The organism is uncultured Campylobacter sp. (genome assembly GCF_938017705.1).
In the GTDB taxonomy this organism is placed as follows: domain Bacteria; phylum Campylobacterota; class Campylobacteria; order Campylobacterales; family Campylobacteraceae; genus Campylobacter_B.
Map to the genome: position 1 here is coordinate 1 of NZ_CALIIS010000113.1, position 3803 is coordinate 3803.

The 3803-nt window shown below is 46.5% G+C and carries 5 protein-coding genes; all 5 read left to right on the top strand.

The features are described from left to right. Positions 1–211: 211 nt before the first annotated feature. Positions 212–970, top strand: a complete 759-nt coding sequence (locus Q0605_RS05535; protein WP_298704966.1) for a hypothetical protein — start codon at positions 212–214, stop codon at positions 968–970. Beyond that, the gene (locus Q0605_RS05540; protein WP_298704968.1) at positions 963–1451 is read left to right on the top strand and encodes a tRNA (cytidine(34)-2'-O)-methyltransferase; all 489 of its coding nucleotides are present in this window, start codon (positions 963–965) and stop codon (positions 1449–1451) included. Before Q0605_RS05535 ends, Q0605_RS05540 begins: the two co-directional genes overlap by 8 nt. After that, a complete protein-coding gene (locus Q0605_RS05545; protein ID WP_298704970.1) occupies positions 1439–2800 on the top strand; it encodes an endonuclease/exonuclease/phosphatase family protein in 1362 nt (453 codons plus the stop codon). Before Q0605_RS05540 ends, Q0605_RS05545 begins: the two co-directional genes overlap by 13 nt. Next, positions 2797–2931, top strand: coding sequence for a hypothetical protein (locus tag Q0605_RS05550; protein WP_291937682.1), 135 nt, complete (start codon positions 2797–2799; stop codon positions 2929–2931). Before Q0605_RS05545 ends, Q0605_RS05550 begins: the two co-directional genes overlap by 4 nt. Beyond that, on the top strand, positions 2915–3803 hold an 889-nt coding region (locus Q0605_RS05555), incomplete at its 3' end, for a glycine--tRNA ligase subunit beta (RefSeq protein ID WP_298704972.1). The genes Q0605_RS05550 and Q0605_RS05555, both read left to right, overlap by 17 nt.

Here is a 3803-nt window from a genome sequence, read left to right on the forward strand (position 1 = left end):
GTGCAAGCGGCGAAGCGGCTTGGGATTTGGGATAAGAAATTTAAAAGCTTGGTTTGCGCCGCGGATGTCGCTCGCAATCTGCGCGGCGCTGCGATCGGCAAGGAGATTGAGAGGCTGCAAGAAGCGGAGATTAGGGCGTTCGTAGCGGCTTTAAAAGCGTAAATTTAGAGAGATTTCTGTAAAATCGCCGTTTTATTTAGGAGCTAGTTTTATGAAAAAATTCTATCGTCGCGACGAAATTTACGCGTTTTGCAAGAATGCTGCGTCTTTGCAAAAATGCGCTTTTTGCTTTGATCGCAGGCAAAATCTCGTGATTTTTGCTGCGCGAAATTTTATCTTTTATGGCGAGCGAAATTTAAATTTTTGCGGCGTAAAATTTCATAGTGCAAAGCTTAGCTCGGTAGGATTTCACGACGCGGAATTTGACCTATTAAAATTTTATCCATCGTGCTGCCATACCAAAAAAGCCCACGAGGCGAAGCTTTATGGATCGCGCGAATTTCGCAGATCGCATCGCCGTGGCGAGAAATTATACGAACTACGTAGCGGCGAGGCGGAATTTTACGGCTCGCATTACAGCGAGATGAAATTTTGCAGATTAGGACATCTTGGCACAAAATCTCACAGCCTGCGTCGTATTAAACGCATTAAGGCAAAATTTATCGAGCCGTATCGCGCGTCCTGTACTATGGGGGCAGTTCTCGCGCCGCACCATAGAAAGACACAAGAGCCGTATTGCTGTGAGAAAAAATCTGACGTCCTGCAGCGTCGCAAAATCACGAACCCAAATTTTATTTCACAGAATTTCAAATTATGGAATTTTGCCTATTCAAATTTGCAAGGCTTTACCGCGCAAAATTCTAAGCCGCGTAATTTAGCTTTTCGAAATTCTAAATCTCAAAACTTTGCCTCGCGGAATTTTAAATCGCAAAATTCTGCTCATGCAAAATCGGTGATTTTTGATGTTTAATATCGTATTGGTTTATCCGCAGATCCACACAAACACTGGCTCCATAGGGCGTATGTGCGTCAATGCGGGGTGTCCTTTGCATCTGATCAAGCCGCTGGGATTCGTCATCGACGATAAGCATCTGCGCCGTGCGGGGCTCGATTATTGGGCAAATTTAGATCTTAAAATTTGGGAAAATTGGGACGAGTTTATGGCGGCGAACGAGAAATTTAAGCAGCGCTTCTTTTTTGCGACGACGAAGACGAACAAGCTCTACTACGAGGCGAAATTCAAGCCGGGCGATTTTTTGATTTTCGGCTCGGAGGGGCATGGGCTGCCGCTTGAGATCATGCGCACAAACCGCGAAAACTGCATCACGATCCCGATGAGCGGGGCGGGGCGCAGTTTAAATTTAGCCACCAGCGTGGGTATCGTAACCTACGAAGCGATCCGCCAAAATATCGATGAATTCGACTTTAGGAGCGCGGTTTGCGAGTTTTAGCGCTACTTTTTGCGATGTTTTTCTGCGGCGCGAGTGCGGCGGAGCTGAAGATCGCATCGTTTAACGTGCAAAATTTACTCGACGGCGTAAACGACGGCACGGAGTATGCGGACTTTGAGATCGGGCGCGGCTCATGGAGCGAGCAAAAATATGAGCGCAAGCTGCAAGCGGTGGCGGACGAGATAATCGCGCTTAATGCCGATATTTTGGGGCTGCAAGAGATCGAAAACGAAGCCGTGCTAAAAGCGCTTGCGCAGAAGGCGGGTTATAAATTCTACGCTTTTTCGCGCGCACAGACTGCACCTGCGGGTGTGGCAGTGATGTCGCACATACCGATAAAATTTCAAAAAACCTATCGCCCGACAGAGCTTAAAACACGAGATATTTTGCGCGCTGATTTTGCGCTTAGCGGCACTGATTTTAGCTTTTATGTCGTGCATATGCTCTCTGCACGAAATCCGCTAAGCGAGCGCAAGCGCAATTTCGCCTTTTTACGCGAGGTTTTGCAAGGGCACCAACGCGCTATCATAGCGGGAGATTTTAATACGAATTTCGGGCGAAATTCTTTGCTAAACGAGCTTATTGAGCGCGATGGATTTAGCGATTTGTGGGCGCTGCATCCCTGCTCGCAGTTAAAGCATTTTAGCTCTTGTGAGTCTCATGAAAGTGGCGCGGTGCTCGATCATATCTTGCTTAGCGACGATTTTTTTAGTAGCGAGCCGGGATATAAAAAGGACAGCTTCGTGGTTGCTAAATCCTTTACCGCTTCCGATCATTTCCCGATTAGCTTCATTCTGACGGACGAAGGCGCTTTAAAATCTATGCCGAAAAAGCAAGAATTTTTAGCTAAAAATACTGCTAGTACCGCAAAGACCGTCACGATAGAGGAGCTTTACGGGCGCATTATAAGCGAGCCTGTGCTGATAAAAGGCGTAGTCGTGAGTTTTACAAACCGCCATGGCTTTGCGATTTCTCAAGATGGAAGTGGAGTTTTTGTCTATGGCGGCAGCGGGCTACAGCTAGGCGATAAACTCGATCTGCTAGTAAAAAAGACGAAATTTTATAAGCAAAGCTTTGAAATCGACGATTTTGAGATCGTAGCTAGAAACGGCAACGTAGGCTCTATCACACCATACGTTTTGCCTAGCGCATCGGTGCGGCAGCTGCGCGCAGGAGATGTGATAAGCACTATCAAAGGCGACGTTGAAGACGGCATAATTAATCTCAAAAGCGCGGGAGAGTTTAGAATTTTTCGCAAAAGCGCTCCTGTGCAAAACGGCAAAAATTTAGAATTTAAAAATGCCTATTTTACGATTTATAAAGGGCAAAAGGAATTTATAGTAGAATGATACACGCCGTTATAACCGCACTTTTCGTGCTTTTTATGATATTTATGATCGTAGGATTTAACCGCGAAATGATGGAGAAAAACGAAAAACGAAATCAACGAAAAAAGGATAAAGATGGAACTACTCATTGAGATTGGGGTCGAGGAGCTGCCTGCGATCCCGTTTTTAAAAGAGCGTGCGAATATCGCGCCAAAATGGCGCGCAGTGCTTGAGGCCAACCGCATAAATAGCGACTTTCGCTTCGAATTTAGCCCGCGTAGATTCGTGCTATTTCACGAGGATTTTCCACAACGCGGCGATGATGCGCAGATCGTAAGCACGGGCGCACCAAAATCCGTCGCGCTCAAAGACGGCGCGTGGAGCCCTGCAGCGCTAAGTTTTGCTAAAAAATGCGGCATAAGCGAAAGCGAGCTGGAATTTCGGCAGGTAGGCGGCAAAGAGGTGCTCTACCACGCTGCGGTGCAAAAGGGGCGTGATAGTCGTGAAATCCTAGGCGAAATGATAGAGGAGTTTTTACGATCGCTAAATTTTGGACGCGCGATGCGCTGGGGTAGCGGCAAGTTTGAGTTTATCCGTCCGATAAGAAGTATAGCCTGCGTTTTGGGCGGTCAAAACGTAGATTTTGAAATTTATGGTGTGCGAAGCGCGGCTGCATTTTTTCCGCACCGAAAATTTGGCTATGAAGCGATTAAATTTAAAGACGCCGCAGATTATTTCGCGCTGCTGGAGCGTAACGGCGTAATTTTAAGCGAGCGAAAAAGAAAAGATAAAATTCTAAGCGAGTTTGCAAAGCTCGAGAAAAAGCATGGCTTTAAGATCGAGATCGATCCTGCGTTGCTGGATGAAGTAACGGCTATCACTGAGTATCCGACGGCGCTGCTAGGCAGTTTTGAGCGAGATTTTTTAAGCGTACCAAAAGAGGTCATCATCACTTCGATGAAAGAAAATCAGCGCTACTTCCCAGTCTTTAAAGGTGGCAAACTGGCAAATGGCTTTGTGGTTG